Origin of the sequence: Streptomyces sp. NPDC088246, from assembly GCF_044741025.1 — a bacterium.
Classification (GTDB): domain Bacteria; phylum Actinomycetota; class Actinomycetes; order Streptomycetales; family Streptomycetaceae; genus Streptomyces.
Window position 1 is genome coordinate 26,006 of record NZ_JBIURV010000040.1, and the last position, 21,715, is coordinate 47,720.

Annotated in this window: 19 protein-coding genes and 5 pseudogenes; 9 read left to right on the plus strand and 15 right to left on the minus strand. The window is 68.1% G+C overall.

Going from position 1 to position 21,715, the window contains the following annotated elements; all coding sequences use genetic code 11:
• Positions 1 to 144: 144 nt before the first annotated feature.
• Together ACIPEK_RS36015 and ACIPEK_RS36020 are read right to left on the minus strand one after the other, a co-directional pair.
• Positions 145 to 403: pseudogene (locus ACIPEK_RS36015) on the minus strand (helicase associated domain-containing protein); the annotation flags it as partial.
• Positions 404 to 434: 31 nt separating this feature from the next.
• Positions 435 to 1,519, minus strand: a pseudogene (locus tag ACIPEK_RS36020) (integrase core domain-containing protein).
• A 176-nt stretch (positions 1,520 to 1,695) separates the two neighbouring features.
• On the opposite strand from ACIPEK_RS36020, the gene ACIPEK_RS36025 reads away from it, so the two are divergent.
• Complete coding sequence (locus ACIPEK_RS36025; RefSeq protein WP_398634087.1) at positions 1,696 to 2,202, plus strand: SigE family RNA polymerase sigma factor; 507 nt, start codon at positions 1,696 to 1,698, stop codon at positions 2,200 to 2,202.
• A gap of 66 nt (positions 2,203 to 2,268) precedes the next feature.
• Positions 2,269 to 3,096, plus strand: a complete 828-nt coding sequence (locus ACIPEK_RS36030; RefSeq protein ID WP_402005118.1) for a hypothetical protein — start codon at positions 2,269 to 2,271, stop codon at positions 3,094 to 3,096.
• Positions 3,097 to 3,127: 31 nt separating this feature from the next.
• On the opposite strand, the pseudogene ACIPEK_RS36035 reads toward ACIPEK_RS36030, so the two are convergent.
• Positions 3,128 to 3,425, minus strand: a pseudogene (locus ACIPEK_RS36035) (transposase); the annotation flags it as partial.
• Between the two features lie 779 nt (positions 3,426 to 4,204).
• Between ACIPEK_RS36035 and ACIPEK_RS36040 the strand changes: the two are divergent.
• Complete coding sequence (locus tag ACIPEK_RS36040) at positions 4,205 to 4,837, plus strand: SMI1/KNR4 family protein (RefSeq protein WP_402005121.1); 633 nt, start codon at positions 4,205 to 4,207, stop codon at positions 4,835 to 4,837.
• Positions 4,838 to 4,926: 89 nt separating this feature from the next.
• Here ACIPEK_RS36040 and ACIPEK_RS36045 read toward each other — a convergent pair whose 3' ends face one another.
• Positions 4,927 to 5,166: a hypothetical protein gene (locus ACIPEK_RS36045; protein ID WP_402005124.1), complete on the minus strand. Its 240-nt coding sequence runs from the start codon at positions 5,164 to 5,166 to the stop codon at positions 4,927 to 4,929.
• Here ACIPEK_RS36045 and ACIPEK_RS36050 point away from each other — a divergent pair.
• From ACIPEK_RS36050 to ACIPEK_RS36060, 3 genes are all read left to right on the plus strand, one after another.
• Positions 5,155 to 5,376, plus strand: coding sequence for a hypothetical protein (locus tag ACIPEK_RS36050; protein WP_402005127.1), 222 nt, complete (start codon positions 5,155 to 5,157; stop codon positions 5,374 to 5,376). The genes ACIPEK_RS36045 and ACIPEK_RS36050 overlap by 12 nt on opposite strands.
• The gene (locus ACIPEK_RS36055; RefSeq protein ID WP_402005130.1) at positions 5,373 to 5,696 is read left to right on the plus strand and encodes a hypothetical protein; all 324 of its coding nucleotides are present in this window, start codon (positions 5,373 to 5,375) and stop codon (positions 5,694 to 5,696) included. The genes ACIPEK_RS36050 and ACIPEK_RS36055 overlap by 4 nt, the downstream gene beginning before the upstream one ends.
• A gap of 490 nt (positions 5,697 to 6,186) precedes the next feature.
• Entirely contained in the window at positions 6,187 to 7,371 is a 1,185-nt protein-coding gene (locus ACIPEK_RS36060) for an MFS transporter (RefSeq protein WP_402005133.1), read from the plus strand.
• A 185-nt stretch (positions 7,372 to 7,556) separates the two neighbouring features.
• Here the strand turns inward: ACIPEK_RS36060 and istB are convergent.
• Positions 7,557 to 8,099: pseudogene (istB, locus tag ACIPEK_RS36065) on the minus strand (IS21-like element helper ATPase IstB); the annotation flags it as partial.
• A 163-nt stretch (positions 8,100 to 8,262) separates the two neighbouring features.
• Here istB and ACIPEK_RS36070 point away from each other — a divergent pair.
• On the plus strand, positions 8,263 to 8,748 hold the full coding sequence (locus ACIPEK_RS36070) for a hypothetical protein (protein ID WP_402005136.1): 486 nt from the start codon (positions 8,263 to 8,265) through the stop codon (positions 8,746 to 8,748).
• A gap of 27 nt (positions 8,749 to 8,775) precedes the next feature.
• On the opposite strand, the gene ACIPEK_RS36075 is transcribed toward ACIPEK_RS36070, so the two are convergent.
• The 7 genes and pseudogenes from ACIPEK_RS36075 to ACIPEK_RS36105 form a co-directional block, all read right to left on the minus strand.
• Positions 8,776 to 9,228: a DUF6262 family protein gene (locus ACIPEK_RS36075; protein WP_402005139.1), complete on the minus strand. Its 453-nt coding sequence runs from the start codon at positions 9,226 to 9,228 to the stop codon at positions 8,776 to 8,778.
• The gene (locus ACIPEK_RS36080; RefSeq protein WP_402005142.1) at positions 9,225 to 11,423 is read right to left on the minus strand and encodes a tyrosine-type recombinase/integrase; all 2,199 of its coding nucleotides are present in this window, start codon (positions 11,421 to 11,423) and stop codon (positions 9,225 to 9,227) included. Before ACIPEK_RS36080 ends, ACIPEK_RS36075 begins: the two co-directional genes overlap by 4 nt.
• Entirely contained in the window at positions 11,420 to 12,625 is a 1,206-nt protein-coding gene (locus ACIPEK_RS36085) for a tyrosine-type recombinase/integrase (protein WP_402005145.1), read from the minus strand. Before ACIPEK_RS36085 ends, ACIPEK_RS36080 begins: the two co-directional genes overlap by 4 nt.
• Positions 12,626 to 12,752: 127 nt before the next feature.
• A pseudogene (locus ACIPEK_RS36090) lies at positions 12,753 to 13,007 on the minus strand (ATP-binding protein); the annotation flags it as partial.
• Positions 13,004 to 14,650, minus strand: a complete 1,647-nt coding sequence (istA, locus tag ACIPEK_RS36095; protein ID WP_402005147.1) for an IS21 family transposase — start codon at positions 14,648 to 14,650, stop codon at positions 13,004 to 13,006. The pseudogene ACIPEK_RS36090 and the gene istA, both read right to left, overlap by 4 nt.
• A 243-nt stretch (positions 14,651 to 14,893) precedes the next feature.
• Positions 14,894 to 15,394, minus strand: coding sequence for a hypothetical protein (locus ACIPEK_RS36100; RefSeq protein ID WP_402005149.1), 501 nt, complete (start codon positions 15,392 to 15,394; stop codon positions 14,894 to 14,896).
• A gap of 175 nt (positions 15,395 to 15,569) precedes the next feature.
• A complete protein-coding gene (locus tag ACIPEK_RS36105; RefSeq protein ID WP_402005152.1) occupies positions 15,570 to 15,887 on the minus strand; it encodes a transposase family protein in 318 nt (105 codons plus the stop codon).
• Positions 15,888 to 15,897: 10 nt separating this feature from the next.
• Between ACIPEK_RS36105 and ACIPEK_RS36110 the strand changes: the two genes are divergently transcribed.
• Positions 15,898 to 16,959, plus strand: a complete 1,062-nt coding sequence (locus ACIPEK_RS36110; RefSeq protein WP_402005155.1) for a hypothetical protein — start codon at positions 15,898 to 15,900, stop codon at positions 16,957 to 16,959.
• 398 nt (positions 16,960 to 17,357) lie between these two features.
• Here ACIPEK_RS36110 and ACIPEK_RS36115 read toward each other — a convergent pair whose 3' ends face one another.
• Together ACIPEK_RS36115 and ACIPEK_RS36120 are read right to left on the minus strand one after the other, a co-directional pair.
• Positions 17,358 to 18,146 carry a calcium-binding protein gene (locus ACIPEK_RS36115; RefSeq protein WP_402005158.1) on the minus strand — a complete coding sequence of 263 codons (789 nt, stop codon included), beginning with the start codon at positions 18,144 to 18,146 and terminating at the stop codon, positions 17,358 to 17,360.
• A 513-nt stretch (positions 18,147 to 18,659) separates the two neighbouring features.
• Positions 18,660 to 19,505 (minus strand): DUF2785 domain-containing protein, encoded by an 846-nt coding sequence (locus ACIPEK_RS36120; protein ID WP_402005160.1) that lies wholly within the window; start codon positions 19,503 to 19,505, stop codon positions 18,660 to 18,662.
• Between ACIPEK_RS36120 and mobF the strand changes: the two genes are divergently transcribed.
• Positions 19,425 to 20,933, plus strand: a complete 1,509-nt coding sequence (gene mobF / locus ACIPEK_RS36125) for a MobF family relaxase (protein ID WP_402005163.1) — start codon at positions 19,425 to 19,427, stop codon at positions 20,931 to 20,933. The genes ACIPEK_RS36120 and mobF overlap by 81 nt on opposite strands.
• Before the next feature lie 441 nt (positions 20,934 to 21,374).
• On the opposite strand, the gene ACIPEK_RS36130 is transcribed toward mobF, so the two are convergent.
• Positions 21,375 to 21,695, minus strand: a complete 321-nt coding sequence (locus ACIPEK_RS36130; RefSeq protein WP_402005165.1) for a hypothetical protein — start codon at positions 21,693 to 21,695, stop codon at positions 21,375 to 21,377.
• Between the last annotated feature and the right edge of the window lie 20 nt (positions 21,696 to 21,715).

The following is a 21,715-nucleotide window of genomic DNA, read 5'->3' on the forward strand; positions in this document are numbered from 1 at the left end:
CGGGGTCTTCCGCCCCTGTTCGGACGGACAGTCGTCGACTTAGTTGTCAACTAAGTGACCACCCTAACGCACTCACCAGTGCGCTGTAGGGGGCTTCACCGCCACCTAAGCCCCGACTCACAGAGTTCAGCTGATCTGTCCGATCTACACCGCCCACTCCAGCCCGAGCGCGGCGAGCGCCTGGAGCCTGTCGGCGGTCAGCTTGGCCCGGCGGCTCCGGTTGTTGCTCAGGAACACCCCGAGCTTGACCTCCGACCCGTCCGGCAACGCCTCTACGTGGGCCCTGGGGACCGTCACAGACCCGGTGCGGTCCAGCCGCCACGCCCTTCTCGAAGGCGCTCACGGCCGCCTTGGGAGCCTTGGCGGGCTCCGCCTGCTCCGGAGGCAGCGGCACGACGCCGACCGTGTGGGGCTCGAAAAGTCATCGGCGCAGGTCAAGCGGCGTACCGGTACTCGTTGATAGCCTCGCCGAGGATGCGGGTGCGCAGGAGTCTGAGGCCGTCGAGGCCGTGGACGGTGGCTGGCTGCCCGGAGGCGTGAGGGGGCCGTTGATCTCGGGCCCGGTGAGGTCGATGCGTGTTGTAGTGCCGTTCGAAGTCGGCAAGGACTTGCCGGGCGTGGGCCTCATTCATGAGCAAGAGGTGGTCGAGCGCCTCGCGGCGGACGGTGCCGATCACCCGCTCGCAGTGCGCGTTCATCCGAGGCGCCCGTGGCGCGCTGAGCAGCACCTCCATGTCCTCGGCTTCGAAGACGGCGTCGAAGGACTGGTCGTACTTGGCGTCGCGGTCGCGCAGCACGAAGCGCAGGGACTCCATGCGCGTGTCGAGTTGGTCGGCGAGATTGCGGGCCTGCTGCGTCGCCCAGGCCCGGGTGGGGCGGGCGGTGACGCCGGTGATGTGCAGTTGGCGGGTGCCGTGTTCCAGGAACGCCATGGCGTACAGGCGCTTTCCGAGCATGGTGTCCACGTGGAAGAAGTCGGCCGCGATGATCCCTTGGGCTTGGGCGGTCAGGAACTCGCGCCAGCTGGGGCCGGACCGGCGTGGAGCCGGGTCGATGCCCGCGGCGTTCAGGATCCCCCAGACCGTGGACGGTGCGATCGGATGGCCCAGCCGGGCCAGTTCGCCCTGGATCCTTCGGTGCCCCACCGGGGATTCTCGCCGGCCAGGCGCAGCACCAGCTTCCTGAGCGCGGCCACAGTCGGGGGTCGGCCGGTACGGCTGCGGCGGGCGGAGCAGTCCCACTTCTTGGCGATCAGCTTGCGGTGCCAGGCCAGCACTGTGCCGGGAGTGACGGGGAAGACGCCGGCCCAGCGGCGCCGCGGTATCAGCGAGGACAGCGCGGAGAACCAGAACCGGTCGGCCGACTCGTAGCGGACCGGGCCCTTGAGCTGACGGCGCAGGACAGTGTTCTCATGCCTCAGCACCAACAACTCGGCGTCCTTGGCAGTGTCCCGGCGCAGCAGGACAGCCGGTACGGACAGCATCGTGCGAGCAGCACGGTACAACAGCGACACGATCACCCGGACAGGGTCCCAGCCACCACCGACAACCATGGACACAGCTGCTCACCTGCAGCGATGACTTTACGAGCCCCACAGGAAAAGAAGGTGCTCCTGCCGCGCGACATCCTGCCGTCTCACGTAGTCAAGAGGGGTATGCACGGGGATCACGGAACAAGAGAACGGTCGGGGGCCGAGTGAAATCAGCACAGGAGGATCAGTACCTGGAGTTCGTGGCCGCGAGGGCGAAGGCGCTGTACCGCTCGGCGTACGTACTCGCGGCCGGCGACACACATCTTGCCGAGGACCTGGTCCAGGAAACCCTCAGCCGGGTATACGTGCACTGGAAGCGGGTGGCCAGAGCGGACAGCCCAGCGGCCTACGCCCAGACGGTTCTGGTCCGCACCTCCCTCACCCTGCGGCGTCGGCGAAGCACCGGCGAGCGCCCCATCGGGAACATGCCCGACAACGCGGCGGCCGGCCCGGACGCCGCACTGCGGCTCACCCTGCTGGACGCGCTCGGTCAACTGCCGCCCCGAGACCGGGCGGTGCTGCTGCTGCGCTACTGGGAGGACCGCAGCATCGAGGAGACCGCCCGGATGCTCAAGCTGAGCAGCAGCGCGGTCCGCTCCCAGGGCACCCGGGCACTCAACAGGGTGCGCGCGTTGCTCGGCGACAGCCTGTCCGACCTGGTTCCGCACTGAACACCGGTGCACACAGGTCGAACCCACCGCAAAATCCCTATCAGCGACAGAAAAGGTGACGCCAGCATGCCGTTCGAAGCAGACCTCGCACACGCCCTGGACCGCGCGACCGACTCCCTCGAACCCGATCTCACCACGCTCACGAGCGGAGCCGTCGAGCGCGGGCGGAGCCGCAGTCGGCGTCGGCGCAGCGCGGGCGTCATCGCCGGGGTCGGCGCCTGCGCCGCGATCGCGGCAGCCGGCCTGGTGCTCCCCGGCGTGCTCGCCGGGACTCGCTCCGCAGGATCCGACATGGAAACGGTGGCGCTGGCGATGCCCCGTTCCGCGATCACCGCCACCCAGATGATCGATGCTGTGAAGAAGACGTTCCCCGGGGGCCGGTTCGGCCAGGAGCACGGACAGAGCAACGACCCCTCGAATCCGTCCAGCGGGTGGGTCGCCAACGGCGGAGTGGACGTCAACGACGGGCACGGCGCCGCCAACGTCGGTGTCTCGGCCCTGCGGCTCAAGCTGCCGCTCAGGGACAGCGAAGGGCTGAACTGCGACCATACGGCCGGGCGTGCTGAGGTCGGCGACACCTGCAAGCTGAGCGAACTGCCGAGCAGCGCCGCGCTTCCCGGCGGAGCCCTGGTGATGTCGGAGAAGATCGCGGAAAGGCAGCCGATTGGCGCCGACCCCGTCCCCGACTCCGACATCGCTCACCGCTGGACGACGACGGTGACCCTGAAGTCGACCGGCGCCCAGCTTCAGATGGTGCAGTGGAACACCGCCGGCGACTTCGGTAGCGGAAACAGGCCGAAGCCGACCCGTAACGCTCCCCCGCTCTCCCAGAAGCAGGCGGTGGCGGCACTCACCGGTCCCACCTGGGCGCCGATTCTCGGTGCCGTCGGCTGACCCGTTGCATTGCCGAAAATGGGGGCAGAACCTCCATGACCTGCTGCGCTGGCAGGTTATGGAGGTTCTGGTCGGTGCCGTCGTCCCGCCACAGGCCGAAGTAGTAGTACACCGCGCCGCTGGGCGGTAGGTTGCCTGGGCAGGTAGGCCCACTGACAGCCCGTCCGGGACTGATACAGGATCGCGTTGACGATCTCCCGCATCTCGTACCTGCCCTCGTGGCCCGTGGCCGAGGGCCGCCCGGCCTTCCACGCAGCCAGCACGGGCTCGATCAACGCCCACCGCTCGTCGGACAAGTCGCTCGGGTACGGCAAACGGCTTGCGCTCAGCCACCCCAGCACGGCCAAGCCCACCGCCCAGCAGAATCGCTCCAGACTCACACGATCAGGCGACCACAGAACGGAAATCAAGCCTCATAACGCCCTCTCAGGGGCTCCATAACGTGCATTTGGGACTTCGATGGGACCGCAGTCAAGGGGGTGTGTGATATGGGGACTTCGCTTGATCCGACCCCTTGCGACGGAGGCGTCGCGCGCTGCCCAGAAGCGCGCCGCGTGCCGCGATGCGCACCACGGGACGGTTGGTGCGCGCACCATTCCCGCGGCCGCGCCGGCGGTGCGCGCACCGGTCCGCACCCGGTCGCGCACCACCGGCCCGGGAGTGGATGTCATCGTGCGGAGTGGACCGCACCCGATGTCCGCCACCGCATCCGATGTCCGGACGATGCACCGCATCCGATGCGCGACATCGTGGTGGGAGTGCTCAGCATCGCCTCGGGAGTGCACGACACCGTGGCGGGGAGTGCACAGCATCGAGCCTCCGCCAACTTGAAGGTGCAGGTCAAAAGGCTGGTGTGTGGCTCTTTCGGGGTACTCGCGCAGGTCGTGGGCGGTGGTCTGAGGCGTAGATCGTCCGTCACCGCGTGAGGCCCGCGCCGCCCCACTACAGGCACGGTTCCGTGTTCTCAACGAGAGACAGATCGCCTTTGCCGGGGCGGGAGACGAAACCGACGACCGATATACCCAGCCTGAATTCTGTTCTCGGCTGGGAATCCGTCCCGCCTTCACAGGCCGAAGGGCGTGTCAGTGCTCGCCCTTAACCTTCCGCCATGGGAAGCACCCAAAGTCAGGATGATGGGCTCTGCTACGCATGGCGGGATCTGCTGCAACGGTGGAGTGACGAGTGGCTCGACCCTGTACTGCATGAACAGGAGCGGGCCGAGCCGTTTCCCGACAAAGTGCGCAAAGCTCGCTGGCTGGGGGCTGCTGGGGCTACCGGCGAGGAACTCAGCGCGCTCGAACAGCGACTGGGCACCGTTCTGCCGGCGAGCTACCGGCAGTTCCTGCTGACCAGCAACGGCTGGCTCAACACAACCCATGGCATCGACCGAATCTTGCCGCTCCAGGAAGTCGGATGGGGCCGGGACCTGGACCCGGAGCTCATCACAGGCTGGACGGGTGGACCCACGGAGACGGCGCCTCGGGTGAGTGACGAGAGGTACTTCGTCTACGGCGAGGCCCAGGACCCCGCCTCGCTCCGCCCCGAATACCTGCCGCACACCCTGACGATCAGCCATACCCCGAACGCCACCGACGTCTACCTGCTCAACCCCTGCGTGGTCACCGCAGACGGAGAGTGGGAAGCCTGGTATCTCGCCCACTGGCTGCCCGGAGCGGTCCGCTACCGGTCCTTCTGGGACCTGATGAATGACGAATACAACAGCTTCCGCGACGAACAGTGAAAGTCGTGGGTCATCGACCCTGTGAGGACAGGGCCGGGATCGTGCTGCTGGATCAGCGTGCGAGCCCTCCGCGTCAGAGGTGGGGATGATCAAAATCCTCGGTTGACTTCGAGATTCGGCAACACGGCCAGGGCGCGCAGGAGGTGGGTGGCGCGGGCGGGGTCGATGCGGAGCTTGGTGAGGATCCGCCAGTTTTTGACCACGCAGTACGCCGCGCGGACCGCTTGGGCTCCCGCCCCCGGCCACACGCCGTCGTCGTACCCGCCACCCCGAGGTCCCGCCCGCAGCCGACCCGCATGGACCGGAAGGTCGGCCGCGTGCCAGAGCAAGCGACGGACGTTGCCGCGGTGGAGCAGACCCGCCGGACGTTCGAGGCAGCCGTCGCCAAGATGGCCGTCAAGCTCCAGGACGGCGTAAGGGAACGCGCAGTCGCCCACGGCCCCCGACCCCAGCCCACCTCCCCGGCGGCCCCGCCGTCGCACACGCAGGAGCCCGGTGCTCATCCCGCGCCGGGCCGGACCACAGGAGGAGTCGCGTGAGCACCCCGGATGAAGAGCCCGGCATCGAGGACGTCCTCGCCCGCGCCCGCGAAGCCTCCATGGAGCTGGCCGCCGTGCTCGATGAGCCGCCGCTCTGGGAGCCGATCTGGAAGCGGCCCCGGAAGCCGAAGACCGACGGTGAGAGGAAGGCGGAGCTGCGCAAGCAACGGCGGCGGCTCCAGGACGCCGGGCGGCGCCGCTTCTTCGCCGGGCAGTCGCGCCGGCCCCGGTCCCGGCAGAACCGGATCGGCAACGCGGCCGCGCGCCGCGATGCCCGCGCCCTGTCCCGGGTCCCGCACTCCAACGCCTGGCTGTGGTGACGATGCCGTCCACCGAGCGCATCACACGATGTTCTGCATCGAGCCTCCGCCAACTTGAAACTGCAGGTCAAATGGCTGGTGTGTCCGGCTCTTGGCTTTGTGCATCTCTAGGAACAGCAGATGTGGATGGGGTTGGGAGGCAGTTGGTGATCTCTCGTCGCCTGAATGTCGATGACAAATGACGGCACCATCCGCGGTGAAGGCTGGCTTGTGGAGGATTAGCCGAGATACGGCCGAAAGGGATAGCAGGACCTGGCGGTGTAGCCAACTGTGGATCAGGCGGAATGCCCACGATCGGATGGCCGCGCACACCGTCGTCAGAATGACCAGGCGGCAGCGGCGTATCTGCGGGCACTTCGGTAGGGCAGGCCGAGCCCATGGACTGGTACTTTCCGACTGGCCAGGCCACCATCATGGGTGGGGAGTCGGCAACCAGGTGACTTCTTCAGGCACGTCAACGCGTGTGGCAAGGCGAGCGCTTGGCGCTGTCTTGGCAGCCGAGGCGGTTTCGGTCGCGGGAAACCGGATCGCCCTGATCGCGATTCCCTGGTTCGTGCTGGAAACCACTGGTGATCCCGCACGGGCCGGGCTGAGTGGGGTCGCCTACTTCCTTCCCATGGTGCTGGCCGGGCTTTTCGGCGGCCCCCTGGTGGACCGCATGGGGTTCATCCGCAGCAGTGTCCATGCCGACCTGGCCAGCGGCCTGACGGTGGCCGCGATCCCGGTCCTGTACATGCTGGGCCACCTGTCGTTCTGGCTGTTGCTGGTCCTCACGTTCGTCGGCTCGATGCTCGACGTTCCAGGCACAACAGCCCGCCGGTCCCTCGTGCCCGACCTGGCCGAGGCCGGCGGTATGCGGCTGGAACGGGCGATGAGCGCGCACGAGACAGTGCTGCGTCTCGCCCAGCTCACCGGCGGGTTACTCGGCGGCGTGCTCGTCGCAGCTCTCGGGCCAATCCTTGTGCTGTACATGGATGCGGCCAGTTTCCTGGTATCGGCCCTGCTCGTGGGACTGGCTGTGCCCCGAGCGTCGCCTCGCAAGGCTCCGCACCTGTCGAAAGGCACGTCGCGGTACTTCGCGGAGCTCAGGGAAGGGCTGCGGTTCATCCGCAAGGACACGTTGCTGCCCCGGATCCTCGTGGTGTTCATGTTCGCCAACATGGCCGACAACGCCCTGTTCGCCGTGCTGCTGCCCACCTTGGCCGAGCAGGTGCTCGACAACCCGCTCGCCCTGGGGCTTTCGGTCGCCGCCTTCGGCGCCGGCGCCCTGGCGGGCGCGGTCCTGTTTGGTGCAGTTGGGCATCGATTCCCCCGGCACGTAATCCTGACCAGCGCGTTGCTGATTTCCGGGGCTCCGAAGTTCTTCATCATCGCTGCGATGCCCAGCACTCCCACACTTGTCGTCACCATGGCTCTCGCCGGCATCGCTGCTGGACCAGTGAACCCGCTGTTGACCGCTGTCCAGTTCAGCCGTATTCCCTCGGAGCTCCGAGGACGCGTGTCCGGCGCGATCACGGCCACGGTTGTGGCCGCGGTGCCGGTGGGCATTTTCGGCGCTGGCCTGCTGGTCGCCACGACCAGCCTCACCACGGCTTTGCTCGTGATCGGGGCTGGTTATCTCCTGGTCAGCCTCTATCCCGCGCTGCATCCCGCGTGGCGAGCCGCCACCCCATGACCTCCAGATCGAGTGAAATCTTCCGTTCGACGTGGAACTTCGTGCCTGCCTGGTAACGGATTCGAAGCCTGCGTCGTTGTGAGGCCGGCTCTCGCCTGGCACCTGTTTGGTGGGGTGGAGCGCGAGGCGGTGCGGGACGGCCCGCCGGCCAGGAGGGCAGATGGGCCGTCGGGTGAGTGCCTGTATCAGCCAGCCTTGGCAGGTTCTTCGGCCCGGGCTCGGGTGCTGGCGAGGCGGTAGGAGTCTGTGCCGGTTTCGATGATGGTGCCGTTGAAGGTGAGGCGGTCGACGATGGCCGCGCAGAGGCGAGGGTCGGTGAACGTCTTGGTCCAGCCGCCGAAGGACTCGTTGGAGGCGATGGCGACGCTGTTCTTCTCCTCGCGCTCCGTCAGGACCTGGAAGAGGAGTTCGGCGCCGTGGCGGTCCAGTTCCATGTAGCCGAGCTCGTCAATGCACAAAAGATCGACGCGTCCGTAGCGGGCGATGGTCTTGTTCAGCTGCTTCTCGTCCGCGGCCTCGACCAGCTCGTTCACCAGCTTTGCGGCGAGCGTGTAGCGGACGCGGTAGCCCTTCATCGCGGCCTCGGTGCCCAGAGCGATGAGCATGTGGGACTTGCCGGTGCCGGAGTCGCCGATCAGGCACAGCGGCTGGCTCTTCTTGATCCATTCACAACTGGCGAGGGTGTGGATGGTCGCCGCGTCGATGTTCGGGTTGGCGTCGAAGTCGAACGCCTGCGGTTATCTGGGGTAGTAGTGAAGGATCTTGCAAAGCTGCAGTTCAGGACGCTGCGGACGCGTCGGGAAGGCGGCTGAGGGGCACCCTCCGCCAAGTTCCCTGCTCTTGGAGGTAATCCGCTGTCCTGTTGGAGTGGTGCTTCCGTAGGATCACGTCATGACTGCCGATGCCCCGCTCACCCGAGAGTCGTTCCGGCGCCTCCATCCGATCAGCACGCCCCGGCCGGTGTCTCAGTTGCCGGAGCGTGTCTGGACTGACGAGGACTGGGACCGGATCCGGCGCGGATATGCAGCCCGGGACATGGATGAGAAGTGGAACGTCTTCGTTGAAGGCGATGTCCTTTTCATGCACCGGAGTTGGACCGGTCACGGCGTCTATGAAGCGTCCTTCGCCCCCGCGACTGGTGGTGGGAGGAGGATCGCCTCTGCTGTGGTGGAGGCCGATGGGGAGCGCTATCGGAGCATGGGCGACGAGTACGACTGTCTGATGATGGAGCTGATCATCAGCGCGATCGTCCTTGGTGAGCCCGCCGCCGACCTCCGTGCCGGTCTCGTGGAGTTGACTGCCCGGGCTTCGGGAAAGAGCGATCTTCCCTCGGGCGTGGTGCAACACAGTGTTCTTGGGTTGCGCTCGGAATCGTAGGCTCTGCGGCCCGGCCGGCAAGTGTTGTCATAGCCCCGGGCCATATGACTGGATCACGCGTTGCAAGCGCAGGATCTCGCCGTGCGCGGCGGCCAGTCGCTGTTCGAGTTCTTGGAGGCGCTCGCGGTGGGTGGTGCGCTCACGACGAAGGGCTTCTGTAAGGGTATGGATGACCGTGCCGTCGTCGGCTGAGGGCGCCTGGGGGGCAGGCCGGTCCTCGGTCCGTTGCTGGCCGCGCAGGGTTTCGATGCGTTTGCGCAGGTCTGTGTGGGCGTAGAGGAAGTCCAGGCTGACCCCTGCCGCACGAGCGACTGCCCGGAAGTTGATCTCCTCGCCCTCCTTGATCAGCCTTCGGATGCCCGCCTCCGCTCGTTGGACGGCCTGCTGGTGCTTGTCCTGGGCGGCCTGCCGCAGGGCGGCGATCCTCCGGTCAGCAGGAGGCGCAGCTTCCGGGGCCGTTTCGTTCAGTCGCTCGCTCATGAGCGTGACGCCCCTTTGCTGTCCGATGCGCTGGCGGCGTTCTGGTAGCCGGTGCGACCGAGCACGCCGGCGCCGCGGACGACGGTGGTGCTGTCGGCTGGCTGGGCTTCGAGGGCGACGATCTCCAGCTGCATGCTGCGGATCTCGGCGTCGCGCTGTTCCATCCAGACGTTGGTCCCGCTCATCGGCTCGCCGTAGCGCTCGGTGTGCCGGGCCTGCCGGGTGGCGACCAGGGACTGTGTCTCGGCGAGTTGGCGCTGGATGTCCGGCAGGAAGGTCCGGTCGGTGGCGAAGTGGTCGCAGCCGTGGCAGGCGTTTCCCTTGTCGCAGGACCGGGTGGGCGGCAGCAGGCAGTAGCCGTTGGGCAGGATGCGGTCGGTTCGGCGGTCGAGCTGCACGAGGTCAAGCATGTCGCGGCGGTCCATGCCGATCTCTCTGCCGTCGCGCCCGATCTTGGCCAGGGCGAGGAACTCGCGCTCGGCGGTGCTTGCGAGGGTCGCCGCGTATCGCATCGTCATCTCCGGAGAGAGGTGGCCGAGGTAGCGCTGGACGACGTGGATGGGGGCTCCCGCGTTGATCAGGGTGGTCGCCTTCGTGTGGCGGAGCCGGTGGCTTCGCGAGTAGAGGAGAAGCTCGCCTCGGGAGTCGCGTAGGTCCAGGTGGTGGCTGAAGTCCTTCAGAACGTGGTTGTAGTTGCTGGTCTCCCAGGACTTGGTGCCGTGCCGGTTGCCGGTGGTCTTGGGGAAGAGGTAGCGGATGGTGCCGGCGGGGCCCAGGTGCCAGTGCTCGCGCACCCATGCCTGCTGTTCCCGGATGATCTCGACGACGTCGCGGCCGACGAGGATGGTGTTCGGTGCAGCGTCGATCTTCGTCTGCTGGTAGCGGAGCCGGGCGACCATCCCTCCCTCGGGGACCGCGGCGGCGTCCAGGCCGGGGATGTCGGAGAGCGGTTCGAAGTCCATCATGAGTACTTCGCTTGCCCGGCGGCCGGTCATGGCCTGGATGAGCCAGGCCCGCATGACTGCGGGATGTCCGAGTCCGGTCAGCTCGACCCGGCGGGCGGCGCGGACGACTGTGCGGGTCTGCACGGTCGGCAGGCCGAGGAGCTCGATGTGGGTGAGCATGCTGCTCAGATCGGTGTCGTTGATGTAGTTGCGCTCGTCGGCCTCGCGGACCTCGCGTTGCCGGGGCCGGTCGGCGGGGCGGAACATGCGGGCGTGGCTGTCGGTGAGCGCCAGCCACCGGCTATCGTCCAGGGCTTCGGCGGCCTCGGTGCGGCAGTCGGTCATGACCCGGTAGAACAGGTCGATCGTCTGCAGGTTCTTGTTGATCGTCCTCGGCTGGAGGCTGCCGCCGACCTCGGCTCGGCCCGGCGTCTCGCGCTGCCAGTGGTGCAGGAATGTGCCGAAGTCCAGCGCGAGTGTACGCAGGCTCCGCTCAGAGCCGTCCGCGAGGGCGGGGTGGTCGATTCTGCGTTCGGCCACGAACGCGGCGAAGCGTGCCGTGTTCACGCGGTGCTGCATCACCGTCGACCAGGTCAGTTGTCCGGACTCCATCTGCAGCCGGAGGTAGAACTTGGTGCCCTCGCGCAGCCAGACCGGTGTGATGTCGCCCCAGCGGACGGCGGTGTTGGCGCGCGGCTCGTGCTCGCGCCGCGGGATGCGCGGGTCCAGCCGCAGCGACCAGATGTCGTGCCGCCACCAGGCGACCTTGCTGGCGTACTGCCGCAGCAGCCGCTCCAGCATGCCGCGAAGAGCGTGCTCGGCGCGGAGGCGATGCCCGGGGGCGGGCATCCGGCCCCGGTCGGCGTGGAATCTCCGGGCCCAGGCGGTCATCCACTCGGTCAGTGGCTGGTCGGCGAAGGAGGCGACGTGCGGGTGGCGTGCGATGACGTCGGCGGCGGTGACCGCCCAGCGGTTCCATTCGCTGGCGTGGGCTTGGCGTTCGCCGGTTCGCGCGCAGGTGGCCAGCCACCAGCCGACTTCGCGGCGCATGACCAGCGGCAGGGCGGTGATGTCCAGCCGAACCTGCCGCGATCCCCGCATGAACACCCCGGCCAGCTTCGGGTCACGTCCGTCGAACAGCGGCCCGGCGAACACCGGGTCCAGTCCGTCGATCAGCGCGGCGCTCTGGGCGGACCGGTCCGGGGCGGTCGACCCGTGAGCAGGAACTGACAGGATGCGATGGTCGTTCATGCCGAACTTCCTTCCAGCCCCCGCCATTTGGTGGTGAATGACTTCCAGTTCGCCAGGGTTTTCAACTCGGCGTCCTCGGTGACCCAGCCGTAGAGGGTCAGCGTGGTCTGCACGTCGGCGTGGCCCATCCGCCGCATCACCACGTGCTCGTGAGCCCCGGACAGCAGCAGAGCGGTCGCGTGGGTATGGCGCCACCAGTGCGGTGTCCAGGCCGACGGAACCGCCTTCCCCAGTCGGCGCTTGAGACCGTCGACCAGGTCGTAGACGGTCTCCGGCCGCAGCGGCGCGAGCCACTCGCCGCGACGCAGGTTGACGAACACCCACCAGTTCTCCAGGTCCACCGCCCGATGGGCGTCGGCGTCGCACAGTTCCCACACGTACTCGCTGTGCAGACGCTCCAGGTCGTCGCTGATGTAGATGCGGCGGAACCGGCTGTTCTTCACCCGCACGCCGGCTGGGTGGTCCTGCCGTGGTACGACCTCGACGAACGGGGTCCCGCCCCGGCCGACGTGCCAGTCGCAGTGCTTGAGCGACAGGCATTCACCCAGCCGCATCCCGGTCTCGCTCAGAGTCGCGAACAGCAGCCGATCGCGTACCGATCCCGACCACCGCCCAGAGACGGCGTCGAAGCGCGCGCATCCGTCGAGGATCGCCTCGGCCTGTGCCGGCGTGAGCACCGGTGCTGGCCCGCGACCGCGGGTCCGGACGCGCACCGCAGGGCTCACATGGTCACTTCCGCGGTCCAGGTGAGCCAGGGCCCTGACGTACCGGCTGCGGGCCCGCCGCCCGCCGATCCGGTAGAGCCGCCCGGCGACCGCCACCCCGTGCACATCCGCGTGATATCGGTAGAACGACAGCACCGCCGCCACCCGCAGCCCCACCGTCGACTCCGCCACCCCGCCGCCCTCGGGGGCACCAGCACCCTGCAAACGGTGCACCCCGACTGGATCACCGGTCCGCAGCACCGTCAGGAACGGCAAGAACGACGGCAGCGTCACCTCGTCCCACGCCAGCCCGGCTGCATCCAGGTAGTCCCACCACGCGCTCAGCGACGCGGCGTAGGAACGGAGGGTGTGAGGCGACGCATCTCGGCCGACGCGCAGGAACTCCAAGAACTCCTCGACGGGCACGATCGGCAGATAGTCGGAACCGACCACCGTCCACGTCCGCCCATCACCCAACTCGATTCTCTGCACTGGCACGGCGCCATGTTGCCGACGTCACCGACGCTGTCGGGCCACCCCGGATAGCGCAACGCCAACGACCACCAAAACGAGTGAACCCCACGCTGACTGACGTTCCAGACAGGCACAGATGAACCCCAGATAACCGCAAGGACTTTTCCCGCGGGAAGCCCGCCGCCTTGATCCGTCGCTCAGATCGGCGGCGGGCCCGGTCGTCGCACTCGGCCATCAGCAGTTCGGCCAGGAAGCCGCGGTAGCTCATCTGGTCCTTCAGCGCCCGGTCGGCGATGTCGGAGAACTCGTTGCGGATCGAGGGCAGCCGCAACAGGCGGCAGGCGCTGTCGATGGCGGCGTCGGCGGCCTGCTCGGTCAAGCCTCGCTGGCGGGGCAGGGTGGTCACTGTGCTTCTCCCTCAGGGTGGTTGCTGCCGCTGGTGCGGCGGCGTCGGAGCAGTTGGTCATAGGGGGTCACCGAGGGCAGCGGCCTGGTGTCCGGTGGAAGGTGTGCGAGCCGCCATTCGTGCAGGGACGTCACCGTTGCCGACTGCGTGCCGGAGACCAGCCGGCCAGCAACAGCGGAGGCGGGTTCGGTCTCGGCCTGGGCGGCTTTGCGGGCCTCCAACGCGACCGCGTCCGCGGTCATGGCACCGGCCCGCAGAGCCGCGGCCAGCCCGGCGACGACATGCTCATGAGGCAGATGACGCCCCAGCAGGAGGACTTCGATCAGGGCCCGGGTGCCGTCCCGCTCCCCGTGGATCTTGCGGGCCTGGTCCCACCAGGCGTCGTGGACTGGGGTGAACCTGCCTGCGGAGCGGGCCTGTTCGAGTGCGGTGGAGCCGGGGAAGGCTCCGGGCTTGCGGACCAGGACTTCCAGGTAGTGGTCCAGGTCCAGACGGACGGCGCCCTTCGCGATCAGCCGCTCGTGACGGGCCACTTCCACGTTCTGGTCGTAAACCACCAGATGAGAGGCGTGCAGCACGACCCGCACGCGTTTGCCAATCAACCGGATCGGGACCGAGTAGCGGTTGGTGCGGACCGGAATCTGGCCGTAGCGGTCGACCCGCGGAGTGAACAATCGGCCTGTCTCGAACGGTTCCTCGGGCAGCGGCATCAGCAGCGGCTGCTCGATGGCGAAGTACTCCGCGACCGTCTTGGGCCTGGACCCGATGCGGCGGGCGTCGTCCTGCCGGTCCCACTGTTCGACCATCTCGTTCAGCTCGGCGAGCGAGGAGACCTCGGGGACGGGAACGAAATGGTTGCGGCGAAAGTAGCCGATCATCCCCTCGACCCCGCCCTTCTCGTGGGCGCCTTCGATGCCGGGCCGGCAGTAGAAGCTTTCGATGCCGAAGTGCGAGCGGAAGGCGATCCACCGGTCGGCCTCTGTTCTCGCCCGGCTCTGCCCCAGCACCCTGGCGACGGCGGCCTTCAGGTTGTCGTAGCGGACCTTGGTCCTTGGCACTCCGCCCAGTGTCCGCAGCGCATGGACGTGGCCTTCGAAGAAGGCTTCCTGGCCGCAGGAAGCGAACACGCGGTGGACGGCCTTGCCCGAGTACGACAGCCGGAAGGAGAACAGGTAACAGGTCACCAGCTCGCCGGCCAGCCGCACGGTCACGTCACCGAAGTCGACTTCTGCCTCGTGACCGGGCAGATGAGTCTGCGGGACGAATGCCTCCAGCGGTGCCTTGCCGGACTCGACCAGGATCTCTGGCTTGCGGCCGGCGACGTAGTAGCGCACCACCCCGTAGGAGACGTCCGCACCGTGCTCCTCGACCAGCCGGTGGAAGATCCGGGTGACCGTGTGACGCTGCTTGCGGGGCGCGTCCAGATCCGCCCGCAGGATCTCGTCGATCAACGGCTTGTACGGATCCAGCGTGGTGGCTCGGGGCGGCAGCTTCTTACGAGGCTCCGGCCAGGACGAGTCCAACGCCTTGCGCACCGTCCGCCAGGTCACGCCGTGCTTGCGCTCAAGCTCCCGCATCGACATGCCGCCGCGATGGTCACGTCGGATCGCCGCGTACAGCTCGACCTTCGACATCTGCGGCATGACCAGCACCTTTCACCAAGAGCATCCCGATGCTGCCCTGGCAAGAGCCCCCGTGCCTCCCAAACCCATCAACATCACCCGACCGTGGATCGGGGCGCCTCCCAAACCCATCGACAAGTGACGTCACTACTGCTCGATAAAGCCAGGCTCTCGGGGTGCTCACGCTGGTCGTGGGCGGCAGTCTGCGCAGTAGATCGTCTGTCAGGCTGTCTTGCCGACGGCAACGGTTTGGAGCGGGTGTGCTTACTGCGGCAGGTTGGCCTCGTCCGCCTGGCGGAAGATGTCTGCGCACGTGGGGGACGGCACCGGCTCGCGGGCGGCAAGGACGGTCAACGTATGGCGCACTTCCGTGCTCAGCCGAAGGAGCTGGAGACTGGTCTGGCCGCCCTTGTAGGCGTACAGCCGGAAGATTTTGACAGCGATTTCGTCGCGGTCGTCGTCGAAAGTGTCTGGGAGCCCGGCGAGTAGTTCGAAGTCTTGCTTGCCGGTCGCCGCGTCGGCCACGGCGCTGAGGGGCAGGGTCTCGAACTCTGCTGCGGACAGGGAAGCGTCCACGGCGACAGCGTGGGCGGCTAAGGCCGCGAAGACCTCAATGAGTCGTTCCCCCACCGCCGTGTCGATGCCCCAGGACTGCAGCCGCTCTTGGCGGCGATCCTGACGCCACAGCTCCTGGTCCAGTAGTGGCAGCAGGACGCGACCCAGGTACGCGCAGCGACGCCACAGCATGTCGTGGTCCGAGGTCATGTTCGATCCCCTCTGCAGCAGTTGGAGAGCCCGCCGCCCAAGCGCTGCAGGACCTCCAACTTCCCACTACACGCAGGGCACGTAAAGAACGGGGCTGTTCGCCGTGCCGCTGCCAGCGGAGCCGCCCGAGCTCACGAGGGTCCCGTACGTCGTTGTCCGGAAGGCATGGGTCGGGTCACCGGAGTGGTGCTCGCAGGTTGCCGCAGCGGAGGCGCGCACTTGGACGATTGGCGTCTTTCTGGCCGGGGGTGAGCTTGTGGGCACGGCTGGCTGTGAAGCCGGTGACGATCACGGGGTCACGTACATCGTTGTCCAGGCCGCGGAAGCCGAGGTCGGCGAGGGCGCCGAGACCGGCGGCACGCAGGTGGGCCAGGACGTGGTCGTGGCGGGCGGCGGTGACGTCGTGGGTGCGGCCGGGCCGGGCGGCGGATATCCAGATCAGGCGGCCGTTTTCGTCGGTCAGGGCGCGGAAGCCGAACGTCCAGGCCACCATCACAGCGCTGGTGCGCGAGCACCCGGTCCTCACGCACGCCGCGCTCGACACCATGCCGCAGACCAAGACGCTCGACCACTTCCGCTCCATGCTGGTCTCCGCCGGAGCCCTGGAGTTCCGCGACGAAGGCTTGATCCGACTTGAGCGCGAAGTGGACAAGGCCGTCGCCGCGCACCGGCTGGTCGAGCACCAACGAGCCCTGCGCGGCTTCGTCGACTGGCACCTGATGCGACGACTGCGCGGGCGCCTGAACGGCAAGCCCGCCAGGGTGCAGCAGACCCAGAATGTCCGGGTCCATCTCGTCGCAGCCGACGCATTTCTGCACTGGTTGGAGGGTCGGGGCGCGTCTCTGCACGGCTGTACTCAGACGGCGGTCGAGAGCTACCTCAACTCCGAGCCGCCGCACCCGAAGCGGTGCTCTGCTTTCATCCGGTGGGCGGCACGGCAGCGGTATGCCCCAGCTGGCGTCAAGGCACCGGCAATCCGCTGGACCGGCCCGGCCGGCCCACACGACCAGGACGCGCGCTGGGCCGTCGCCCGCCAGCTTCTGCACAACGACAGCCTGCCCACCGCAGACCGCGTCGCTGGTCTCCTCGTGCTGCTCTACGCGCAGAACGCCAGCGGCATCCACCGCCTCACCACCGACAGAGTCACCAAGGACGGCGACAGCGTGCTGCTCAGTCTCGGCGAGCGGCCCATCCGACTGCCAGCACCGCTGGATGCCCTCATGTTGGACCTCATAGCCGCGCGAGCCCCCCACACAGTGCTCCAGCACGAGAGCGACTGGATCTTTCCGGGACGCAGTGCCGGCCAGCCGATCCACCAGTCGCAGATGTTGCGACGTCTTCGCGCGATCGGTGTCAAGACACGCCAAGGCCGCAACACTGCGCTCTTCGCGCTCGCCCAGCAACTGCCCGCAGGACAGTTGGCCAAGATGCTCGGCGTCCACATCAGTGTGGCCGTCGCCTGGCAACGAGCGAGTGGTGGGGACTGGATGGCATACGCCGCGGCCATCGCCGCCCGATCCGCCGCCCGGGCTCGCACGCCCAAGGACAGTACTACCGGCGCCTGACCGAGCTGGACCTAGGGCTTGATACTGGGGGGCTCGCTTATTCAACTGTCGCCAATTCACCATGGAACCCACCCTGTTAATGACCGTGTGTGGTCGCCGAAGGCAGGCTGGTTCCGGGTTCCACCGAACTCGCATGCGAAGTGGGATGTGAGGACGCTGTGGCAGACAGGGGTGGCGACGGAGGCGGACGTCCCAGGGCCTGCTTTCGGATTGCTGCGGTGCGGCTGGCAGTCTTGGGGGGACGCCGAGATCATCGATCATTTTGGAGAGCGCGAAGGGATGCAGCGGCTGACCGGCCCGCCGGCCGGGAAACAGTCAGGGCTCAAGAAGGCCCAGACCGAAGGGTCTCCGGCCTGGGCCTTCTGCGCTTGCTGGAGGATAGATGACCTTCTCGAGGGTTACTTCACGTCGATGTAGTCCGCCGCGGAGGCGACCGCCGGGGTGGTGGACGTGCCTGCGAAGGAGTAGCGGAAGTAGCCGTCCGCCGTGGCCTTCGTCGTCGTCCTCAGGTTGCCCTTGCTGTCCGTCGTGACGGTCTTGAGGGTCTTGTAGGTGCTCGTGCCCTTCTTCTTGAACTGGAGCCTAACCGGCTGCCTGGTGTAACCCCCGTACTTGTAGGTCTCCCAGTTGGCGCGGGTCAGGGCACCCGTGACGGTGATCGTCTTGTTCTTCTTCACCGGTTCCGGCGAGGCGTTGACCGTCAGCCTGGAGTTGCGCAGGACCTTCGCCTTGGCGACGGAATCCTTGGTGATGTAGTCACCGTCGTTGGCCAGGGCGTGGGCTCTCACGGTCCAGGTCCCGGCCGTGGTGTTGTCCTGGGGGTGGATGCGCGGGTTCATTTTCAGGGTGTAGGTGCAGGTGGTCGTGGTGAAGCTCTGTCGCACGCACTTGCCCGCGATGTTGTCGGGGATCACGAGACCGTAATAGTCGCCGTTCGGGAGGGGCGTGTGCCACATGACCGGGAAGGTCCTTCCGACCTCGATGCCCGAATCGTCCGTGGCGGTTACCGCGATGGTGAACGTCTTCACGTCCGTGGTCCCCAGGACGATGTCCTTCCCTCCGTTGACGACCACCTTCGTGATCCTGATGTCGCCCGAGAAGTCATCCGCCTGGGCGGCCCCCGGAATCGTGAGCGCAGACAGGGCAAGGGCCCCGGCGAAGCCTGCCACGGTGGTGCAGTGATGCATGAAGGCGTTTCCCCATGTTCCAGCGCCTCAGGAACGTCCCGAGGCGGAGCTGACAATGCCCACCCGGTACGCGGGTGGCACGGACATGACCATCAGGTCGCAGGAATGGTTGCCCATCGATCACACGGCTGCCAGGACGAGCGCGGGGCTCACGCCATCTTCCGGCCCCGGAGTGTTCCGGCCTCGGTTTACTGGGGAGGTCGCGTATTCAACTGTCGCCAGTTCTCCGAGAAGTCCGACCGACTGGTGACCTTGTGTGATCGTCAGCGGCGTACGGCTCCGCGTCCCGCCGGTCTCCTTGACGAGGCGGTTGGTGCCCCTGTCGTGGTAGCCGAGAGCGTTCGCGACGACGGGGCAGGCAGTTCGAGGAGCTGCAGTCGGATGGCGGCACCGCGGGCGGCTGCGACCGGGACACCGATCCCGTCCATGAGCGCGGAAAGGTGGTCGGGGCGGGCCGGCTGGGGAAGAGCCAGCGGGGTGCCTGATTGGTGGCGCAGAACCGGGTGCCGTCGGTCAGCGTCTGACGATCCGGTCGAGGACGGTGGCGATGCCGGACTTGACCACGTCGCGGTGGTGGAGGGGTTCCGCGGGCAGTTCGCTGGCGGGGCGCACGCCCCGGTCGGCGAGGATGTAGAGCAGGCGCAGGGTGCGCAGGCAGTTGCTGATGTGGGCGGGCACCGGGGTGCTGATGCGGTCGGCCCCGAAGCGGTCGGCGATCGGATCCAGCCAGCCGACGGCGTCGCGTTCGCTCAGGTCGGTGCGGGTGAGGACCCGGGCGATCGCCCGGGCCAGGCGGTCGTCCTCCATCTGGTCGTAGACGTGGTCGGTGGGCGCCGTCAGCCGCGCGGCGGCGAGGTCCAGCATCCGCACCGGCGCCACCTCGGGGTGGCAACCGAAGCTGGCAAGCAGGTCCGCGCCGTGTGCCACCGCGTGAAGCCAGCCGAGCGTTTCGTCGTGGCCGCGCAGATCCTGCTCCGCCGGGTACCAGTGCTCGAACGCGTCCACCCAGCCGGCCTTGAGGTCCCCCGCGGCCACCAGCATGTCGAGCACGAGGGGCGCGAAGGTGCGCGCCTCGACCCGCGGGTCGGTGAACCGGGTGGCCATCTCGTCCCCCAGCTCCAGCCGCCGGGACGTCTCGATCGCCCCGCGGGCGATCCAGGTCGCGAGGACGGTGTAGGGCGCGCCGTCCCGGAGACGGCCCAGCTGGCGACCGTCCTGGGGCAGCCGGTCGAAGAGATCGAGAGGCGCAAGGCGACCCCCTTGTTCGCCCTCGACTTCGTGTTCCGGCCGCAGGCGTCCCTGATCGTGCTGTGGGCGCTGGGCGACGACCGCACCCGGCGCGTCATCGAGCGGGCACACGAGAAAGCCATCGAGACGGTGCTGCGCTGGCTGGAGGATGAGGTCGCACAGACCCGGTGGTCGTCAGGCCGCAAACGCGCGAAGGCGCCGGCCCTGGTGGTCTCGCGGTGGAGGCACTTCGACAACCGCGACGGCTTCCCGCTCCTGCACGACCACTGCCTGATCCTCAACCGGGCGCAGCGCCCGGACGGCACCTGGGGCGCGCTCGACACCCGCCGTCTCTACCAGCATGTCGTGGCGGCCGGGACGCTCTACACCCTCGCGATGACCACAGAGGTGTGCGAGGAGCTCGGTCTGGCGACCGCGCCCCGGGAGGTGACGCCGGGCCTGCGCCCTGTCATGGAGGTGGCCGGGGTGGGCCAGGACCTCATCGACTGGTCGTCCACCCGCCGCGAGCAGATCGACCAGGCGCTGGTGGGCATCACCGACGGGTACGTCAAGAAGCACGGGCGGCTGCCCGACGAACGCGCCCGTCACGGTCTGGGGTGGTGGGCGGCGCAGGACACCCGCCGGGCGAAGAAGACCCCAAAGCCGCTGGAGCAGCTGCGCGCGTGGTGGCGGGCCTCCGCGATCCTGCGCTTCGGCAAGGAGATGGTCGACGGGCTGCTGGAGCGATGCCAGGCGGCGGGGACAGCGATCCGGGCCCGGGTGAGGCCGGTGGTGGACACCGCGCTCGCCGCCGTCGACGTCGCCGCGGTCGTCTTCACGGTGCGCCGCGCCTTCGCCCGCCGCCACGTCCTGGCCGAAGCGCGCCGGCACCTGCTGGAGACGCTGCGCGGCCGTGGCTTCACGCGCGGCCTGGACGACTACATCGCGGATGCGGCCCTGTCCCGGCACGCCCGTCAGCTCACCGTCCCCGTGCCCGGCCGCCCGGCCCCGGACCAGGTCACCTACACCGCGGACTTCGCCTGGCCGCACCGGTGGTGGGTCGCCGGGATCGACGGGAAGCCGCCGCGGGAGTCGTCCCGGTACGAGCGGGCCCGGGTCGCCAGCCTCGCCCTGCAGAACGCGATCCGCGACGCCCGGATCCTCTCCGGCGCGCGGGACGAAGCGCTGGCCGCGACCACGTCGGCCACCGCGCGCGCCGATGACCATCACGACCAGGCGGCGCCGCACGCCGTCGACCACCCGGACCGGGACGCCGTCCTCACTCCGGCGCAGCGGGCCGCCGCCGTCCAGGCCCATCAGCAGGCCGCGATGCCGGAGGAGTACCTCGAGGGCCGTACGACCGCCCCGGCGACGTGGCTGCACACCCCGAAGAACCTCGCCCGGCTGGCCGCCTTCACGCAGGCCGCCGAAGCCCGGAGCCGCATCGTCGCCGACGGACAGCAGCCCAAACAGCCGGCCAAGGACGTGGCCGACCCCGCCCGTCAGCAGCACCACACGACGCAGCCCGATCCGGGCAAGGGAGCGGGCCACAACCGCTGACGAGGATGCCAACCGGAGAGTGGAGCCCATCGTGGCGCGGTACCCAGTGTGAGTGGACTCCATCGTGGTGCGCATCGAGTGGGGAGTGGAGCCCACCGCGATGTCCACCGGGTGGGAGTGGAGCCCACTCCGTCGGCACTGGCCGACGGGGGAGTGGGACCACCCGGCATCCGGTGCGCGCACGCGATGTCGACGATGTACGGTCGTGCGACGCGATGTCGACGATGTACGGTCGTGCGACGCGATGTCCACCGCTCCGGCCGGGTATGGAGCGAACAGGCGCTGCGGGTCCTCACCGAGCCGTGGTGACGCGCGAGTTCGGCGCCGGTTCGACCGTGATGTGGGCGCCTGGGGTGCCCCCGGAAGCGGCTGCGATAGCTGGCCCCAGTACCTCCGGGTTCGCCGGGGCCCGGGGCCAGACAACCGGTCAGCGGTCGAGCGTCAGGAGGCGAGTCCGGTGATCACCTGGACGGTCGCGTCGGTGTCACACCAGACCGTCGAAGTCCCCCCGCCCTCCACTCGGTTTCCGTAGTGGATGTACTTGCCGTAGCTCGGCTTGTAGCAGACGGCCCTCGCCACGAACGCACTGCCAGTGCACCGGATGGACCCGCCGGCGTTCTGGCTGGTCGAGAAGTACTGCGGGGTCCCACACGTCAGCGCCGACGCAGACGCGGGCGCGGCTTCGGCCGCCCCGCCAATGCCGAGGCCCACGGCCATCGTGAGTGCCGTGGCCGTGACAGTGCTTCGAAGTGTCAGCTTCAACAGTTTGCCTCTCCGCGAGG